Source organism: Alcaligenes sp. AB3 (assembly GCF_031844565.1).
Taxonomy (GTDB): domain Bacteria; phylum Pseudomonadota; class Gammaproteobacteria; order Burkholderiales; family Burkholderiaceae_B; genus Alcaligenes; species Alcaligenes faecalis.
This window is the reverse complement of the sequence record NZ_JAUZVM010000006.1, coordinates 141536-157581: the sequence shown is the minus strand read 5'-3', so window position 1 is coordinate 157581 and position 16046 is coordinate 141536. Positions and strand designations below refer to the sequence as shown.

The 16046-nt window shown below is 57.8% G+C and carries 12 protein-coding genes; 5 read left to right on the top strand and 7 right to left on the bottom strand.

Annotation, left to right across the window (positions count from 1 at the left end; translation table 11 throughout):
* The first annotated feature begins 3 nt into the window (after positions 1-3).
* The 3 genes from Q9R35_RS13760 (at position 4) to Q9R35_RS13750 (ending at position 3704) form a co-directional block, all read left to right on the top strand.
* Positions 4-1458, top strand: coding sequence for an ABC transporter permease (locus Q9R35_RS13760; RefSeq protein ID WP_063693495.1), 1455 nt, complete (start codon positions 4-6; stop codon positions 1456-1458).
* Positions 1455-3140 carry an ABC transporter ATP-binding protein gene (locus Q9R35_RS13755; protein WP_063693498.1) on the top strand — a complete coding sequence of 562 codons (1686 nt, stop codon included), beginning with the start codon at positions 1455-1457 and terminating at the stop codon, positions 3138-3140. The genes Q9R35_RS13760 and Q9R35_RS13755 overlap by 4 nt, the downstream gene beginning before the upstream one ends.
* Before the next feature lie 87 nt (positions 3141-3227).
* Complete coding sequence (locus tag Q9R35_RS13750) at positions 3228-3704, top strand: DUF1178 family protein (RefSeq protein ID WP_045931069.1); 477 nt, start codon at positions 3228-3230, stop codon at positions 3702-3704.
* Here the strand turns inward: Q9R35_RS13750 and Q9R35_RS13745 are convergent.
* Positions 3655-5532 (bottom strand): sigma-54-dependent Fis family transcriptional regulator, encoded by a 1878-nt coding sequence (locus Q9R35_RS13745; protein ID WP_311219996.1) that lies wholly within the window; start codon positions 5530-5532, stop codon positions 3655-3657. The genes Q9R35_RS13750 and Q9R35_RS13745 overlap by 50 nt on opposite strands.
* A 242-nt stretch (positions 5533-5774) precedes the next feature.
* Here Q9R35_RS13745 and Q9R35_RS13740 point away from each other — a divergent pair, with 242 nt between their 5' ends.
* A complete protein-coding gene (locus Q9R35_RS13740) occupies positions 5775-7301 on the top strand; it encodes an aldehyde dehydrogenase family protein (RefSeq protein ID WP_026484276.1) in 1527 nt (508 codons plus the stop codon).
* A gap of 135 nt (positions 7302-7436) precedes the next feature.
* Positions 7437-8585, top strand: a complete 1149-nt coding sequence (locus Q9R35_RS13735; RefSeq protein ID WP_199265519.1) for an iron-containing alcohol dehydrogenase — start codon at positions 7437-7439, stop codon at positions 8583-8585.
* 163 nt (positions 8586-8748) lie between these two features.
* On the opposite strand, the gene efp is transcribed toward Q9R35_RS13735, so the two are convergent.
* The 6 genes from efp to Q9R35_RS13705 form a co-directional block, all read right to left on the bottom strand.
* Positions 8749-9306: an elongation factor P gene (efp, locus tag Q9R35_RS13730; RefSeq protein WP_003802564.1), complete on the bottom strand. Its 558-nt coding sequence runs from the start codon at positions 9304-9306 to the stop codon at positions 8749-8751.
* Between the two features lie 72 nt (positions 9307-9378).
* The gene (earP, locus tag Q9R35_RS13725; RefSeq protein ID WP_311219995.1) at positions 9379-10518 is read right to left on the bottom strand and encodes an elongation factor P maturation arginine rhamnosyltransferase EarP; all 1140 of its coding nucleotides are present in this window, start codon (positions 10516-10518) and stop codon (positions 9379-9381) included.
* 1 nt (position 10519) lies between these two features.
* Positions 10520-11731 (bottom strand): DUF2863 family protein, encoded by a 1212-nt coding sequence (locus Q9R35_RS13720; RefSeq protein ID WP_311219994.1) that lies wholly within the window; start codon positions 11729-11731, stop codon positions 10520-10522.
* A 159-nt stretch (positions 11732-11890) separates the two neighbouring features.
* Positions 11891-13813, bottom strand: coding sequence for a TRAP transporter large permease subunit (locus Q9R35_RS13715; protein ID WP_311219993.1), 1923 nt, complete (start codon positions 13811-13813; stop codon positions 11891-11893).
* Positions 13810-14442, bottom strand: a complete 633-nt coding sequence (locus Q9R35_RS13710) for a TRAP transporter small permease subunit (protein WP_236780572.1) — start codon at positions 14440-14442, stop codon at positions 13810-13812. Before Q9R35_RS13710 ends, Q9R35_RS13715 begins: the two co-directional genes overlap by 4 nt.
* Positions 14443-14577: 135 nt before the next feature.
* Positions 14578-15744: a TRAP transporter substrate-binding protein gene (locus tag Q9R35_RS13705; RefSeq protein ID WP_162089982.1), complete on the bottom strand. Its 1167-nt coding sequence runs from the start codon at positions 15742-15744 to the stop codon at positions 14578-14580.
* Between the last annotated feature and the right edge of the window lie 302 nt (positions 15745-16046).

The following is a 16046-nucleotide window of genomic DNA, read 5'->3' as shown; positions in this document are numbered from 1 at the left end:
GCCATGCCACAGTTCGTCTTTCTCTGGACCGATACCTTTGTGCTGGCACTGTTCCTGGCCATGGCGGTCTATACCTGGCGTGTCGTCAAGCGTCCCGCCTTGCGCTCGGCCTGGGCCAGTGTGGCGCGTACGCCATCGGCCATGTGTGCCGCGGTTTTTCTAGTCTTTTTTCTGCTGGTTGGTTTGCTGGACTCCATTCATTATCGGCCGCTTTTGCCTGCAGCTCCCGGGCAGGAAGCCAGCACACCCAGTTATGCACCTGTGGCCCGTTCAGCCCTGGATGATGTGTTGAAGATGGCAGGTCTGACCGAGGTGGAAAAAACCTATTCAGCTCCCTTGGCCCGTTTTCAGCTGACCAAAGAAAGCATGCTGATTGACGGCAAGCCCGTGCGAGACTTCCCGCGTCTGGTCAATGCCGGGGTGGGCATGGATACGCCCGAGGAACACCGACAGGATATTCTCCAGCTCAGTCTGAAAGGCTTGGTCTGGGGACTTCTGGGCAGCGTGGTGCTGGCTGTCTTGCTGACACTGTGGGGGCGCAAGCAAGCCATGGAGCCGGGCTGGGGCGCGGCCTGGCGGTACTGGTGGCAGGGGCAGGGTTTAGTGAATTGGCGCTTGGTGTGGTTCAGTGCCTGCGTGCTGGTGATCGTGCTATGCCTGGTTGTGAGTCTTAGCGCGAATTACTACGTGCTGGGCACTGACCGCACGGGTAACGACATCATCTGGCAAGCCTTGAAAAGCGTGCGCACCGCTTTGGTGATTGGCACCTTGACCACCTTCGCCATGCTGCCGCCTGCCATCATTCTGGGCTTGGCTGCCGGATACTTCCGCGGCTGGGTAGATGATGTCATTCAATACATTTACACCACGCTGACCTCCATCCCTGGCGTGCTGCTGATCGCCGCTTGCGTGTTGATGATGCAGGTCTATATCGACACCCATCCCGATAGCTTCGACACCGTGGCTGCTCGCGCCGATCTGCGTTTGTTCATGCTGTGTCTGATTCTGGGCCTGACCGGCTGGGCGGGCCTGTGCCGCCTGCTACGTGCCGAGGTGCTGAAACTGCGCGAGCTGGACTACGTTCAGGCTGCCCAAGCATTTGGTGTCGGCCATTTGCGCATCATGTTCCGCCACCTGCTGCCTAACGTCATGCACATTGTGCTGATCACCCTGATTCTGGAGTTCTCCGGTCTGGTGCTGTATGAGGCCGTGCTGTCTTATCTGGGCATTGGTGTGGACCCCAGCATGCCCTCTTTTGGACGCATGATTGATGCCGCCCGCAGCGAATTGTCCCGCGACCCGATTATCTGGTGGGGTTTGGCCGGGGCCTTTGTGATGATGTTGGGGCTGGTTCTGTCCGCGAACATTTTTGCCGATGCGGTGCAAACAGCCTTTGATCCTCGCACCCGCCGCTTCAAGGCTTTGCGAGTACGTCGCACAGGAGGAGCCAAGGTATGAGTGAGCTTGAAAATGTCTCCGCCGTGAAGCCCTCCGCCACGCCTGCCGTGCTGAATATCGAGGGCCTGGAACTGCGTGTGCAGTCCGATGCGGGTGTGCAAAGTGTGGTGCGCAATCTGTCTTTGGCCGTGCAGCGCGGTGAAACCTTTGCTTTGGTGGGGGAGTCCGGCTGCGGCAAAAGCATGACGGCCATGGCAATCCTGCGCCTCTTGCCCGAAGCTGCCTGGATGCAGTCCGGACAAATTGCCTTGGACGGGCTGGAATTGCCGCCTTTGCCTGAACAACAAATGCAGGATGTGCGCGGTAAACGTATCAGCGTGATTTTTCAGGAGCCGTCCACCAGCCTGAATCCGGTCATGTCGATTGGCCGGCAGATTAGCGAGGTGATTCGTCGTCATGCCGTGGTTCCCGCGGGGCAGGAGAGGGCAACGGCCATCAAGTGGCTGGAGCGTGTCGGCATTCCCGGCGCCGCCCAGCGCTACGACGATTTTCCGTTCCAGTTTTCCGGCGGCCAGAAGCAACGCATCATGATTGCGATTGCCCTGGCGGCAGAGCCCGATTTGCTGGTGGCTGACGAGCCAACCACCGCGCTGGATGTGACGGTTCAGGCGCAGATCTTGCAGTTGCTGGCCGATATACAGAAAGAGATGGGCCTGGCTATCTTGCTGATTACGCACGATTTGCTGCTGGTAAAGCAGTACGCCGACTATGTGGCCTTGATGCGGCACGGCCAAATTGTGGAAGCCGGGCTGGCCAGTCAGTTCTTTCTGCGCCCCAGCCATCCGTATGCCCGTGAATTGCTGGATGCCATTCCCACTTTTGAAAAGCGCGGACGCCCTTTATCCCGCGCCATTGCGCCTATCGAAGCCGTAGCTCCACGCAGGAACGGCAAAGAGCTGGTGCTGGATATTCAGGGCTTGTCCGTTTCCTATAAGCAGGCTGGCTCCTGGTGGCGACGCCTGCCCGTGATTCCCGTGGTCAAAGACTTGAGCCTGCAACTGCACAAGGGCGAAACCCTGGCTTTGGTCGGCGAGTCGGGCTGCGGTAAAAGCACGGTTGCGCGCACCTTGATGCGCTTGCTGGATCACCAGGCGCAGATCAGTGGTCAGGTACAAATGCAGGGGCAGAATGTCTTGCAAGTGAAAGGCAAGGCCTTGCGGCAATTGCGCTCACGCTTGCAGATCATTTTTCAGGACCCGTATGGATCGCTGGACCCACGCATGATGGTGGGCGATATCCTCCTGGAAGGTCTGACGGCGCTGCGTCCCGAGCTGGATGCCAAGGCGCGTCGCAAGCGAATTGAAACTTTAGTGGACCAAGTCGGTCTACCTAAGAACGCCCTGGATCGTTACGCGCATGAGTTTTCTGGTGGGCAACGTCAGCGCATCGCCATTGCGCGGGCTTTGGCAGTCGAACCCGCCGTTCTGATTTGCGACGAACCGACCTCGGCCCTGGACGTGTCCGTGCAGGCGCAGATTCTGGATTTGATGCGCGAATTGCAGATGGAACTGGGTCTGGCTTATTTGTTCATTACCCATAATTTCGGGGTTGTGGAGTACCTAGCCGATCGAATTGCTATCATGGCCAAGGGGCGTATCGTGGAGCAGGGCAGTGCACAGCACGTTCTGTTCCATCCGCAGGAAGAACTGACACAGCGTCTGCTGGCCGCTGTACCTCGTTAAGTCGCGCCACCTGCCGGACTTGCCATAATTAGTCCGGTACTTCTATGTCACAATACGGCGGTCTGTCCGCCCATTGATACACACATTATGAGTCTGAAGGTTTTTGATCTTGAATGCGAACACGGCCATGTGTTCGAGGGTTGGTTTAGCTCACGCGAAAGTTACGATGAGCAGATCAGTCGTGGGCTCTTGTGTTGCCCCGTCTGCGACAGCCACGAGGTCAAACGCAAGCTTTCGGCTCCCCGTATCAATGTAGGAGCGCAGGAAAGCATCAGCGCTCCAGTCAGTGCCCCGGTTCCCCCGCCTTTGCCCTCAACCATGCCTACCGAAGAGCAAATGCGGGCGATTCAAGGCCAGCTCTTGCAAGAGCTGCGTTCGGTAATACGCAAGTCGGACAATGTGGGCACCCAGTTTGCCCAGGAAGCGCGTCGCATGCACGAAGGCGATATTGAACCGCGCGCGATCCGTGGTCAGGCCACGGCGCAGGAATATCAGGAACTGGCCGACGACGGCATTATTGCCATGCCGATTCCGGACTTTCTGGATGATGACCGTCTGCAGTAATTAGCAGCGACATTTCTTTCAGTCTGCGATGCAAGGTGCTGCGATGCAGTCCCAAGGCGCGCGCCGCCCGTGAAATATTTCCCCGATGTTGTTCCAAAGCCTGCTGCACGGCGGCGTATTCCTGTTCCTTCAGGGTTTGTGGCTTGGGGGCGGCAAGGAGGGTTGATTCCGTGATATTCCGGGCTGCCGGGGCGGCAGGCTCTTGAGCCGGCACCGGGTGCTCGGCATTCAAGCATGGCAAGGCAGGCAGGTCCTGGGCCAACCACAGACGTCCCGGCGTATCCTGCACAATAATCTGCAGCAACACTGATCGTAATTGGCGGTAATTGCCCGGCCAGTCGTAGTCCTGCAGTTTTTGCAGTGCTTCGGGATGTAGCTGGGGCGCAGCCTGGCCTTGTGCCAGAACGGTCAGCTCTCTGGAAATGTAGTCGCCCAGATCGTTCCGTTCTCTAAGGCTGGGGACTGTGCAGATATAGTCTTGCAGCCGGAAGTACAGGTCGGCACGGAAGCGACCATCACGTACCAGTTTTTCCAGCGGCTGATGGCTGGCGCTGATCAGTTGGAAGTCCAGCCTGTGTGTACGTTCCGAGCCCAGCGCCTGAACTTCGCGCTCTTGCAGAACCCGCAGCAGACGGCTTTGCAAACCCACTGGCATATCGCCAATTTCATCCAGAAACAGCACACCGCCATGGGCCTGACGCAATTTACCGGCATAGCCCTGGCGACGCGCTCCGGTAAACGCACCGGCTTCATAACCAAACAGCTCGGCTTCAATCAGGGTTTCGGGCAGGGCGGCGCAGTTAATCGCCACAAAAGGACCGGACTGGGACTTGTGACGGCGATGCAGCTCACGCGCCATACGCTCCTTGCCCGAGCCGCTGGGGCCGCTGAGCAAGATGGACAGGCCCATTTGCATGGCTCGCAACGCCGGTTCCAGCGCCTTTTCCTGTTGAGGGGACAGTTGTGTTGTTTCTGTTGTCTCGGTCTGAGCTTGCACCGCGCGGGCCGGAGCCGGGGCTTTGGCGGCCGTGCTCAGGTGCAGCGTTACGGGCCGACTCGTGCTTTTCGCCTGTTCCAGTACTGAACTTAAATCCTGGCCGGGCAGCTCCTGCCAGTCCTGGCGCAACATGCGGGCGGCCAATTCATCGGCGGCCACAATCGTGTCGTCCTCCAGAACCAGTCGACCACTAAAAGCACTATTGAGCAGGCCGGGGTCGGTATGCAGATGCAGCAGGCGGCGGGACGGCGTGCACAGCGACTCCAGCATCTGGCGGCTGATCTGGCGGGCGTACAGCTGCGCCAAATCCAGCGCGTAGTGATGCTCCAGCTCCGAAGGCCCGGAAATATCCAGCACCCCAATGATCTGACCATAAGGGTCATAAATGGGGGCGGCATGGCAGCTCAGAATCCGGTTGTCAGGCAGATAGTGCTGGCTGCCGTGAATCTTGATGGGCTGCGCGCAGAACAGCGCGGTGCCAATTGCATTTGTGCCGCGATGGTTCTCGGCCCAGCTTACGCCTGCACGCAAGGCAACCTGCTCGGCCCGTTGCAGAAAATGCGGATCGCCCGCCTGTTGCAGGACCGTGCCTTGTGCGTCGCACAATAAAACCAGACTGCGATGCGGGTGCACCAGCGCCGCCAGATCCTGTACCGCTGCCGAGGAGTGATGCAACAAGTGATGCTGTTGTTCCAGCAACTGTCGCAGCGCACCTTGGCTCATGTCCCTGGGTTCCGCGCTTAACTCCGACTCCATCGTCTGACAGCGTTCCCAGGACTGACGCCACATGGTTTCGTTGGTCTGCGGGCAAAACGAGTGTAGAGAAGTCATGAGTGTGCTCCGGGAGGGGTGTCGCATCCTGCGACAGTGCTCGCGTTTTGCGACAGTAGCTGTCGCAGCCTGCGACTGGAGGTCGTTCCATTATGGAGGCGGGCAAGCCCAGGAGCGAGTCGGGACAATCGCTACTTAGTTTGGCACGTTATTTGCTTTAGTTAAATCAGGATAAAGGCACCCCTAACCTTTCCCTGCGGTGCACGCTTTGTGACACCGAACTAAATCAATAAGGAGACATCATGAATCTGTCCGATCTCAAATCCATGGGCCTGGATCTGGAATTCCCCTTCAAGTCCCGTTACGACAACTACATTGGTGGACGTTGGGTGCCGCCGGTTGAAGGCGAGTATTTTGATAATGTCTCGCCCGTCACCGGACAGGTGTTTTGCCAGGTAGCCCGCTCGGGTGCAGCGGATATTGACCTGGCTCTGGATGCTGCGCACAAGGTGCGCCACCAGTGGGCCAATACCCCGCCTGCCGAACGCTCTGCTGTTTTGCTGCGCATTGCCGACCGCATCGAACAAAATCTGGAACGTCTGGCGGTGGCGGAGACCATCGACAACGGCAAACCCATTCGTGAAACCCGCGCGGCTGACTTGCCCCTGGCGGTCGACCATTTCCGTTACTTTGCCGGTTGCCTGCGCGCACAAGAAGGCAGCATCTCGGATGTGGACAGCACCACTGTTGCCTACCACTTCCACGAGCCTATCGGCGTCGTCGGCCAGATCATCCCCTGGAACTTCCCGCTGCTGATGGCCGCCTGGAAACTGGCTCCCGCCCTGGCGGCCGGTTGCCCCATCGTCCTGAAACCCGCCGAGCAAACTCCCGCTTCCATCCTGCTGCTGATGGAAATCATCGGTGATCTTCTACCGGCTGGCGTACTGAACGTGGTCACTGGTTACGGTAAAGAAGCTGGCCATGCCTTGGCCAACTCCAAGCGCATCGCCAAAATCGCCTTCACCGGCTCCACACCTGTCGGCCGAGAAATCCTGCACGCAGCGGCCGACCGCCTTATCCCCGCGACTGTCGAGCTGGGCGGCAAGAGCCCCAACATCTTCTTTGAAGACGTGATGCAGGCTGATGATGCTTTCCTGGACAAAGCCCTGGAAGGCTTGAGCATGTTCGCCTTGAACCAAGGTGAAGTTTGCACATGCCCATCGCGCATCCTGATTCAGGAGTCCATCTACGAACGCTTTATCGAGCGCGCCGTGGAGCGAGTCAAACGTATTCAGACCGGCAATCCGCTCAATGCCGGGACGATGGTAGGTGCGCAGGTGTCCGAGAAACAGATGGAGCGCATCCTGGGCTACATCAATATCGGTCGGGAAGAGGGCGCACAAGCCTTGACCGGCGGCGAACGCAATCGTCTGGGCCAGGGGCTGGATAACGGCTACTACATCAGCCCCACCATGCTGCTGGGTAAAAACAGCATGCGTACCTTCCAGGAAGAAATCTTCGGACCGGTGGCCGCAGTGACCACCTTCAAGGATGAAGAGGAAGCCATCGCCATCGCCAACGACACCGAGTTTGGTCTGGGTGCTGGCGTCTGGAGCCGCGACGGCTCGCGTGCCTACCGCGTAGGCCGTGGCGTTGAAGCTGGTCGCGTCTGGACAAACTGCTATCACCTGTATCCCGCTCACGCCGCTTTCGGTGGCTACAAGCAGTCCGGCATTGGCCGCGAAACCCACAAGATGGCCCTCAATAACTACCAGCAAACCAAGTGCCTGCTGGTCAGTTACAGCCCGAATGCCCTGGGCTTCTTCTGATCTCTTGATCTATTCGTAGTGTTGTCAGACATCCCTCCATGCAATATGGAGGGATGCCCTTCTTGCGCGCTTGCTATGTGTTTATCCCAGAGGGCCGCAAGGAATCTCTTCGATCATCCATAAGGAATACGCACAATGACAGTCTCGGAATTCTTTATCCCATCCCACAATATCCTGGGTCCTGGCGCGCTGGATCAGGCCATGCCGATTGTCGGGAAAATGGGCTTCAAAAAAGCCTTGATCATCACCGATGCCGATCTGGCCAAACTGGGCATGGCCCAATTGGTAGCCGACAAGCTGACTGCACAGGGCATCGACACCGCAATTTTTGACAAGGTGCAGCCCAATCCCACCGTAGGTAACGTCAATGCAGGCCTGGATGCCTTGAAAGCACACGGCGCAGACCTGATCGTCTCCCTGGGCGGCGGCTCTTCTCACGACTGTGCCAAAGGCGTAGCCCTGGTTGCCAGCAACGGCGGCAAGATTGCCGACTACGAAGGCGTAGATAAATCCGCCAAGCCGCAACTGCCATTGCTGGCTATCAACACCACTGCAGGCACGGCATCGGAAATGACACGCTTCACCATCATCACCGATGAAACCCGCCACGTAAAAATGGCAATCATCGACCGCCACATCACACCCTTCCTGTCAGTGAACGACTCCGACCTGATGGAAGGGATGCCTGCATCCTTAACCGCTGCCACCGGTATGGATGCTCTGACCCATGCAGTCGAAGCCTACGTTTCCACAATCGCCACCCCCATCACCGACGCCTGTGCGGTGAAAGTGGTAGAGCTGATCGCCAAATACCTGCCAACTGCCGTGCGCGAGCCACACAATAAGAAAGCCCGTGAACAAATGGCCTATGCGCAGTTCCTGGCAGGGATGGCATTCAATAACGCGTCGCTGGGATATGTTCACGCAATGGCGCACCAACTGGGCGGTTTCTACGACCTGCCGCACGGTGTTTGTAATGCACTTCTATTGCCGCATGTGCAGGCTTTCAATATGCAGGTGGCGGGGGAACGCCTGAATGAAATCGGCAAGCTGCTATCGGATAACAATGCAGATCTGAAAGGCCTGGATGTCATCGCGGCGATTAAAAAACTGGCGGATATTGTGGGGATTCCGAAGTCGCTGGAAGAACTGGGCGTGAAGCGAGAAGATTTCCCGGTTCTGGCAGATAACGCGCTCAAGGATGTCTGTGGTGCGACTAATCCGATTCAGACGGATAAGAAGACGATTATGGGGATTTTTGAGGAGGCGTTTGGGGTGAGGTAATGCTGTGCTAAGAGCAAGGGGCAGATAAGTATTTTGGTGATAAGTGAATGCTGCCTCTTTCTCGGTTGCTCAGTATTTTTAGTAATCTGGCAGGCAACAAAAAGGGGCTGTAAAAACAGCCCCTTTTCTTGCGTGTACCGCACTGGGCGGCACGATGTCTTTCTTACATCACGCGGCTGCGGTATTCGCCAGTGCGGGTGTCGATTTCGATCTTGTCACCGATGTTGCAGAACAAAGGTACGCTGATTTCGGTGCCCGTGTTGATCTTGGCGGGTTTCAGCACTTTACCGGAGGTATCGCCTTTCACAGCAGGTTCGGTGTAGGTGATTTCGCGCACGATGATGGTGGGCAACTCAACCGAGATGGCACGACCTTCGTAGAAAACGGCCTCAACGGACATGTTTTCTTCCAGGTAGTCCAGGGCGTCGCCCATGCTTTCGGCTTCGATTTCGTACTGGTTGTACTCTTCGTCCATGAAGACGTACATGGGGTCAGCGAAGTAGGAGTAAGTGCATTCGCGCTTTTCCAGCTGAACAACTTCAAATTTTTCGTCGGCTTTGTGCACGGCTTCGCTGTTCGAGCCGGTCAGCAAGTTCTTGAACTTCAGTTTGACAACGGCGGAGTTGCGACCGGATTTGTTGTATTCCGTTTTCTGAACGACCAGAGGGTCGCCATTGACCATCGCGACGTTACCAACGCGCAGTTCTTGTGCGGTTTTCATTAAAAAAACTCCGAATGGGACAGGCTCCGCCAAACGCAGTGTCAGGGAGCTTTTAAGAGGTAATCGGTTATTTTAGCGTTTTCGGGCGACTTGGGTGTAAAAACTCAGCAAACTGCTGGCCAAATCGGCTTGTTCAGCCAGTTTTGCACTATATGCACGGGCTTCTTGGTGCCATAGACGCAACACCTGCGGTTCCAGACAGCGGCTCAAGGCTACGGCTGCGCCGCTCTGATCCGCACTGCTCCAGGCCAGGTGCAGGGCTTGAACCGGCTCGGGTAGATTGCCGGTATCCAGCCAGGCTTGCAGCTTGTCCAGATGGGCCTGTTCTTCCTGTACGTAGGGCTGCCACAGCATGGGCTGACCGGCCCAGATGGCGCGCACCAGGGAGTCCTCGCCGCGTACGATATTCAGTGCGCTGCGCCAGAGCAGGGCATCAAAGTCGGCCTGGTTCACAGCAGGGATACGCTGCACCAGCAAATGGCCTTGCTCCAGATCCGGGATGCGTTGGGCAACCGACTCGGGTACCAGCAGCAGGGTTTTCTGCTGTAGCGTGGATAGCACCTCGGGCAGGGCCAGCACGGGCGCATCAGGATAGCAGAACAGGAACATTTGCTGCATCTCGCCCTGGAGCAGGGCTTGAATGTGTTCCTGCGACACGCCCAAGCGGTTCAGCATGGCCTGGTAGGCAGCATCGTCCTGTTGAAAGGCATCGCGGCGGGCCAGCAGATCGCTTTCACGCAGCAGGCCTCCTGTTTGCGGGACAAAACCGGGGAAAAAGAAATACTTGTTGGCCCCGTTTGCTTGTGGGGATGGCAGGCCGTGGCAGCCTTGCACCCAGGGCTCGGCGCTCAGGTAATCCAGATTGATCCACACATGCTTGTCTGCCGTCAGTTGCCTTGTCATGGTTTCGGGCGGCTCGCAGGCAAAGGCTTCGATCACAAAGGGGTGCGGTGCGGGGTAGTCCTGGCGCGCATCGTGCCAGTGTTCAATATCCACACCTTGCAATTGCTGGCTTTGCAGGCCGCTTTGTATTTCGGACTGAATGCGGCTGAAGCTGTGCAGGTCATCCACCCACAGGCGTAGCTGGGCGACCTCGGGTTTGGCAGCCAACTGACGGGCCAGTCGCCAGCACACACCTATATCCCCCAGATTGTCGATAACACGGCAAAACAGGTCTATGGATACAGGCTGGGAAACAGGAGCGGTATTCAATTTAGTGCAGTTGTACGGGGTCCAGATCGATTTCGTCCGGCAGTTCCGGGTGCTGCATCTCGCCGTTAATGTCCGGGAAGAAGGGGGCGTTGCAGTCGTCGCAGGTATCGGTAGAGTGCAGACCGGGCAGGCGCTGAATCTGCACCAGGCCCAGGGTGCTGAGCAGGGCGGCAATCACGTCCGGAATGTCGATATGGTCATCGCTGTGGAAAGAGGATTCGGCCTCCTCCTGGCTCAACACCGGCCAGATACAGCCATAAATCACGGTGGGCGAGGAAATGGTGCTAAAGCCCACGCGATATTCTTCGATCTGCTCTTCGCCGCAAGCGACGATGACCGCACGCAAATGGTCGGGCGGGAGTTTCACCGCTGTTTGCAGCCAGGTGATGCCAGCCTTCAGGGCCAGCGGGCGAATCTCGCGGTCCGACTCGCGGTTATTGACGTAGTAGGCGTTGGGGGCCAGGAATTGCAGCTGGCAGCCGGTAAACAACGGCGTGACAATGGCGGAATAACGCTCCACCCATTGTTCTACCCAACGCAGGTGATCGGCTTGCAGATTGTCGCTGGATTGTTGCCAGCGAAACAGAGGTTGGCCGACTGGGGCCATGACCACGCCAATCAGAAAGCGGGCGTCGGCCAACAGGCTGCTGGCTTCTTCCGGCTTGTTCAGCGGGGCAGGTTCCTGGCTGCGGCCCAGGGCTTGCGCGGTCAGGCTGCGCGTCCAGGCGTAAGCTTGCTGGTAGGTCTGGGGCATCTCGTCGTAATTGACCAGATTGGGCAGCAGGGCACACATCGTACCTTCAGCCAGCACGGTAGCGCGCAAGGCTTCTTCCAGTTCCTTGTGCTGTTGTGGCTTGAGTGTGCCTTGGGGCAGTTGATAGCGTGTCCAGGCAGTCAGCGGGGCCGAAAACAGGAGCGCGTCGTACAGCACGCCGTCATGCTCGATTTGCTGGCATTCGGCGTGGGACTCGGCCAGTTCCATCAAAATTTCGTAATGCTGGTTTTGCTGCTGGCTGCCCAGCAGTTCCAGTGTCTGTTCAACGGCTGTATTGCGGCGTCCGCTATAGAGCTTGTCCAGCAATTGAGCGGTCAGCCCTTGCCAGTAGCGATCTTCGATCTGCGAGCCGGAACGCACCAGCGCGTCTGTGTAATTGATCAGACGCTGGATTTCTTTGGGTTGTTGGGCGAGCAGTTTGGAATTGAGTTGCGACATGGACATACAAAACCGATAGAGGGACAGGCTAGTTTACCCTTTGCCACGACCGGGGTGTGTGAATGAGGGAAGCTCCCTAGGAAGGATCATGAAGCAAAAAAACCGCCGCATCCGGAAATGCGGCGGCTTCTGTTGCGATCCGGCGCTACAGGGTTGGGATCAATACAGTACTCTGGGTAGCCAGAGGCCGATGTCGGGGAACAGATACAGGATGATAATCGCCAGGATCTGGATGCCCATGAAGGGCATCATGCCCAGGAAAATCTGGTTCAGGGTGACATGGGGTGGCGAGACACCCTTCAGATAGAAGGCCGACATGGCAACCGGCGGCGACAGGAATGCCGTCTGCAGGTTCAGCGCCACCAGCAGACCGAAGAACAGCGGATCGATCTGGTAGTGCGCCAGCAGCGGCAGGAAAATGGGCATGAAGATAATGATGATCTCCGTCCATTCCAGTGGCCAGCCCAGCAGGAAAATGACCACTTGCGCCAGGATCATGAACTGGATAGGTGTCAGATCCATAGACAGCACCCAGTTATTGATCAGTTCCTGACCGCCCAGCAAGGCGAAGGCGGCCGAGAAGATACTGGAGCCGACGAACAGCCAGCAGACCATGGCACTGGTCTTGGCGCTGAGGTATACCGATTCGCGCACCATGGAGAAGTTCAGGCGGCGATAGGCGAAGGCCAGCAGGATGCCGCCCAATGCGCCCAAGGCCGCGGCCTCGGTGGGAGTGCACAGGCCGACGATGATGCTGCCCAACACGGCCAGGATCAGCATGGTCAGCGGAAAGAAGGAGCTGAGCAGCATCTTGAAGATTTCCAGCCGTGCGAAATTCAGCATCACGTAGTAGCACAGCAAGGCCAGGCTGCCTACGATCAGGAAAATCCAGAAGGTCATCGGTGCTGCCTGGCGTTCCGCCGTGGTGGCTTCTTCGGCGGCCTCTGCTTCAGTTGCGGACGCTTCTGCGCCCGGTTCGCTGGCACCCAGCGCAAGGAGTGGCTCACTCCCTTCGGGTTCGGATAAACCGCCAGCCCCCGGAGGCTCTGCCAGTCCGCCGCCACTGTAGTCATTGTCGAAACTGCTGAAACCGCCGCCCATTTCCTGCAGCTCGTAATGCTCGGCGGTCTTGGGCGCGGTGACCGATTGATAGCTGAAACCCATGACTGCGATGAAGATCACAGCAGGCAGCAAGGCCACGGCCAGATTCTTGAGCAGCAGCTTCATGGGTACATCGATATTGCGCGGTCCCTTCATGGCGCTGATCAGGCCGGGCACGGCACGGTCCGTGATGGTCTCCTTGATGGTTTGCGCGAAGGTGGGCAGCGGCACAATTCGGTCTTGCGCCGAAAGAGGGGGCGCGACGCTGGGTTTGAGCTTGGCCAGGATAATCACGTACAGCACGTACATGACCGCCAGCATCAGGCCCGGGAAGAAGGCCCCGGCATACAGTTTCACGACCGAGACACCAGCGACAGCGCCGTACAGGATCAGCAGCACGGAGGGGGGCAGCAGAATGCCCAGGCAGCCCCCGGCGGTAATGGAGCCGGCCGTCAGCTGTACGCTGTAGCCCGCCCGCAGCATGGCGGGCATGGCCAGCAGTCCCATCAGAGTCACGACCGCACCCACAATGCCAGTGGCCGTGGCAAAGATGGCGCAGGTGGCAATAGTGGCCACCGCCAGCGAGCCTGGAACCCGTGCCATGGCCAGATGCATGCCCTGGAACAGGCTCTGGATCAGGTTGGCGCGTTCAACCAGGTAACCCATGAAGATAAACAGAGGCACCGCAATCAGGACATCGTTGGTCATGACGGCGTAGGTACGCAGAACCATCAGGTCCAGGGTCTGCTGGATCGCTTGCTGTGTCCCCATGTCGCGGTAGGCAAGCCAGGTGAAGATCACTCCCATTCCCATCAGGGTGAAGGCAGTGGGAAAGCCCAGCATGATGGTGACGACAATCAGGGCCAGCATGAGCAGGCCCAAATGGCCATTAGTCATATCTGCTGGGGACGGCATGAATACGGCAATGCTCAGGACGATGCCGATCAAGATGGTAAGTCCAAACCAGATCTCTTTTCTCATGTTGGACTCCCTTTCTTGCCGTCGCCTGTGACAAAGGCATCCAGCTTTTTAATATCGTCGCTGTTGACGTCCACCATATCCATCAGCTTGTCTACATCGACCTCTTCAACGTCCTTGTCGCGCGAAGGCCATTTCCCGTCCCGCAGACAGCGCACGCAGTACACCATTTCCACGAAGCTTTGCAGCAGAAGGCATAGACCAGCCAGCGGGATGATGGCCTTGAACGGGTAGATGGGCGGCCCGTTGGCCGTGATGTTCGAGTGCTCCGTGATGGCCCAGGATTCGGCAGCGAAGTAGTAGCCGGCCCAGAACATGGCGACCACCCCGGGAATGAAAAACAGGATGTACAGGATCAGGTCCAGGCCCGCCTGCAGGCGGGGCGGGAAAAAACCGTACAGCACATCCCCGCGGACATGGCCGTTCTTGGAGAGCGTGTAGGCACCGGCCATCATGAACAGGCCGCCGTACAGCATGTTCATCATGTCAAAGGCCCAGGCATGCGGGTTGGACAACACGTATCGAGAGAAGACCTCGAAGGAAACGAACAGGGTCAATGCCAGGACTAGCCAGCCGAACAACTGGCCTATCCACGTATTGAACCGGTCGATGAAGACCAGGATTTTCTGCATGGTAGGTTCACCTTGCTAGCGCGGAAAGGGTCTGATGCGTGTCGGCTGCGGGGTGGAACGCGGCCGGCCTGGGGTAGGGGGAGACGTCATCCACATCCGGATGGACGGGATGACGCGGTGCGATTGCCCTTTTTGTCAGCTCTTGGCTTGGGGAGCCTTGCGGCCAAAGTAATGGTTGTAGGCCATACGGCGGTTATTGTTGGTGTCCATGTCCCATGCCATGGCGCGTGCCGCGAACGCTCGTTGCGATGCGTCGATTTCCTTGAAGAGGGGGTTGGTCTCGGCTTTTTTGGCGACGATCTGGTCCCACACGACCAGTTGTTGCTGCAGGATGGTGTCGGGCGTTTTGTAGAATTTGACGCCGTCTTCCTTTTGCAGACGTTGGTAGTCCTGCGAGTAACGGTCCACCGCCTTCCAGGACATGTCGGCCGATGCGGCCTCCACGGCGTTGTCGACGATCGCTTTCAGCTGTGTCGGCAAGGCGTTGTATTTATCCTTGTTGAACATAATCTCGAAGGTTTCCGAGGCCTGGTGAAAGCTTTGCAGCATGCAGACCTTGGACACGTCCGGGAAGCCTAGAGCGCGGTCCGAGGCGGCGTTGTTGAACTCCGCACCATCGAGCAGACCACGGTCCAGCGCTGGCACAATTTCACCGCCTGGCAGTGCGTTCACGGCAGCGCCCATTTCGGTGAACAGGTCGATAGCCAGGCCATTGGTGCGGAACTTCAGGCCCTTGAGGTCTTCGGTCTTGGTGATGGGTTTTTTGAACCAGCCGAACGGTTGTGTGGGCATCGGGCCAGTCAGGAAGGAGACGACGTTGCCACCGATGGCATCGTACAGTTTGGCCAGCAGTTCCTTGCCGCCGCCGTATTTGTGCCATGCCAGCACCATATTGGCGTCCATGCCGAAGGCCGGGCCCGACGAAAACAAAGCCAGGGCATTTTGCTTGCCGTAGTTGTAGCCCAGTACGCCGTGGCCGCCGTCCAGCGTTCCCTTGGAGACGGCATCCAGCAGGCCAAAGGCCGGTACAACCGCCCCGGCGGGCAGGACTTCGATTTTCAGATCTCCACCAGTCATATCGTTGATCTTCTTGGCGAAATCAAGAGCGAATTCGTGGAAGATGTCGACGGTGGGCCAAGTGCTTTGAAAGCGGAAGTTGATGGGACCTTGCGCGCGAGCGATGGCAGGAAAGCCCATCGTTGCTGCAGCCGCGGTGCCGGCTGCAGCACCGCTCAGGAACTTGCGCCGGGATGCGCCGTTCTGTTCTTGGGGCGCGGTGCTTTTTTTGATCCTGTTTCTCATGGGGTGTGTCTCCGAAGTGGCTGTAAGCGTTCGAGAGCAAACTGCAGCAATCTGGTGTTGTTTTCAGCTTTCTTTCAGTTTGCTTTCAGCTTTATATGCGATTCGAACGACAGCCGTACATAAGGAGTAACCACAATGATGATAGGGGTATACCCGTGGGCTGGCAGCCGTGGATACGTGCACTGCCAGTAGTGCTTGGCCCCCGCTATCGCGGCTTTTTGCATGCCCCTTGGGAGGGCGATCATTTCAAACAGGCAAAGAAAAACGCCTTCGCCGCATGCAGCGGCGAAGGCGTTATTTGC

Bases quoted from the DNA above. Each gene is read 5' to 3' on its own strand.
- Q9R35_RS13760 (WP_063693495.1), top strand. From the start codon at position 4: ATGCCACAGTTCGTCTTTCTCTGGACCGATACCTTTGTGCTGGCACTG.
- Q9R35_RS13755 (WP_063693498.1), top strand. From the start codon at position 1,455: ATGAGTGAGCTTGAAAATGTCTCCGCCGTGAAGCCCTCCGCCACGCCT.
- Q9R35_RS13750 (WP_045931069.1), top strand. From the start codon at position 3,228: ATGAGTCTGAAGGTTTTTGATCTTGAATGCGAACACGGCCATGTGTTC.
- Q9R35_RS13745 (WP_311219996.1), bottom strand. From the start codon at position 5,532: ATGACTTCTCTACACTCGTTTTGCCCGCAGACCAACGAAACCATGTGG.
- Q9R35_RS13740 (WP_026484276.1), top strand. From the start codon at position 5,775: ATGAATCTGTCCGATCTCAAATCCATGGGCCTGGATCTGGAATTCCCC.
- Q9R35_RS13735 (WP_199265519.1), top strand. From the start codon at position 7,437: ATGACAGTCTCGGAATTCTTTATCCCATCCCACAATATCCTGGGTCCT.
- efp (WP_003802564.1), bottom strand. From the start codon at position 9,306: ATGAAAACCGCACAAGAACTGCGCGTTGGTAACGTCGCGATGGTCAAT.
- Q9R35_RS13720 (WP_311219994.1), bottom strand. From the start codon at position 11,731: ATGTCGCAACTCAATTCCAAACTGCTCGCCCAACAACCCAAAGAAATC.
- Q9R35_RS13715 (WP_311219993.1), bottom strand. From the start codon at position 13,813: ATGAGAAAAGAGATCTGGTTTGGACTTACCATCTTGATCGGCATCGTC.
- Q9R35_RS13710 (WP_236780572.1), bottom strand. From the start codon at position 14,442: ATGCAGAAAATCCTGGTCTTCATCGACCGGTTCAATACGTGGATAGGC.
- Q9R35_RS13705 (WP_162089982.1), bottom strand. From the start codon at position 15,744: ATGAGAAACAGGATCAAAAAAAGCACCGCGCCCCAAGAACAGAACGGC.